Origin of the sequence: Variovorax sp. PCZ-1 (genome assembly GCF_018413605.1) — a bacterium.
Classification (GTDB): Bacteria; Pseudomonadota; Gammaproteobacteria; order Burkholderiales; family Burkholderiaceae_C; genus JANMDU01.
This window is the reverse complement of sequence record NZ_JAHCDN010000013.1, coordinates 1-1,678: the sequence shown is the minus strand read 5'-3', so window position 1 is coordinate 1,678 and position 1,678 is coordinate 1. Positions and strand designations below refer to the sequence as shown.

The window sequence follows — 1,678 nt, the reverse complement described above, 5'->3', positions numbered from 1 at the left end:
AGTGGCAAAGCGTTCTGGCCGGAGTTTTGCGCTTTGATTTCACGGATCAGTCGAGTTACAGCATCGGGATGCGAGTCAACATAAATGAGTGTCGGCTTCGAGCCTTCGCGCATACCATCAAAATCCGGCTGAAGATAATCCTCTTTGTCAGAGCCGTTCACCTCTGGCAACAAGCGATGTGCTGCTTGCAGGATTGCGCGTGTTGTGCGGTAAGAGTGGCGCAACCATTTTGTACGCCCACGTGTCACATCTAGCCCTACTTTTTTCCAACTCAGGCGCGTTTTGAGGAAGCCTTGGTTTGGATCGGCACACATGAACAATCGGCCATTGATCGCCAAAGCTTGCTTAACCAACTCAAACCACGAGGGTGCAAAGAACTGGGCCTCGTCAACGATGATGTGCTCAAACCTCTTGATCTTGGCAATCGCTTTTTCATCACAGGACAGCACCGCCGGCAAGCTGCTCCAGGTTTGCTCACCACGTTTAGAAAGCTCGTTGTTAAGGGCTTGGTAGTACTGCCACATCTCGCGACGCTGCGTCTTTTGAAGAGCAGAACCACGACCGATCCGCTCTACATCAAGGTAAGTCGCTTCGTCAGGGATCATGGTTTGATGGATGAAGTCGATTTCGTCCAAAATTTGACGTGTCTGCAAAGAAGAATTCGGCTTGCTTCGTTTTAGATCATCAACAAATCTCTCCAAAGCGGGAACTTTCATCATCACCACTTGTTTTTTGTAAACCCCCCACCATTGTCGGAAAACCCAACCAAAGAATGTCTCGATCACCAGATTTTTAGGGATAGAGCCCAGTGTGCGATGCAGGCGTACATTCGTATCGTCAACCACTGGCGCGTTATGAATCAAGAACAGGATTTCCTGATCAGGGTAAATTTTCGCCAGCATCAATGCACGATTGATGGCGATCAAAGTCTTGCCACTTCCTGCAATACCATTGACCAAGCGCAGGCCCACATCCTTGGCGATTCCATCTTGCTCTTCTGGCATCTCCAGATCAAGCTTGCTCGCCCATTCCTGATCAGCATCCAGATAAAACTTTGGCAACGATGCTGCCTGACCACGATTCAGGAAGCGCCGGGTCGTGAGTGCCGGAGCTATTTCGGTTTCTGGGAAGTAACGAGTTCGTACAGACTCCATCTGGATGGCATTCAATAGCCGAGCATAGCGTGCGATCAGCGCACTGCCGAGCTTGTTGAACTCCTCCAGTGAAAGCAAAGCAACGCCAAAGCGCTGGAGATAGTGATTCACAATGGTTTTAACTTGACCACTTTTGCACTTGGACATGACCAACAGCGCATATATACGTGGGCGAGGCATGTTGCTACTGCCTTCAGATCCGAGCAAAGACTGAAGGTTAGCCAGCCGCTGCTCGAATTTTTCGCGCTCTTCGCTGTACAGCATGCTGGTTTGAACCAGCTCCTCATACTCTATGTCATCAACTGCCAAGATCAACCAACCACGGCTGGGATGTTCGATGAACACGTCGGCGGCGCATTTCATGTCACGCAACCGTAAAGGCCGTCGTATCACATAGTCCGCCTCTAGGCCGCTCAAGACAGGCTTGATAGCTCGCTCACGCGCATTGGCCTGAGTCCATTCGGGGATGAAAAGTGGTTTGTCTCTCACGGTAAATCGACGCGATGTAATTGTTTGATGAAGCT

The 1,678-nt window shown here is 50.2% G+C and carries 1 protein-coding gene; it reads right to left on the bottom strand.

Annotated elements, in window-relative coordinates:
* Positions 1–1,517, bottom strand: a 1,517-nt coding sequence (locus KIH26_RS16850; RefSeq protein ID WP_213446856.1) for a UvrD-helicase domain-containing protein, incomplete at its 3' end; no start/stop codon positions are given.
* Positions 1,518–1,678 lie beyond the last annotated feature (161 nt).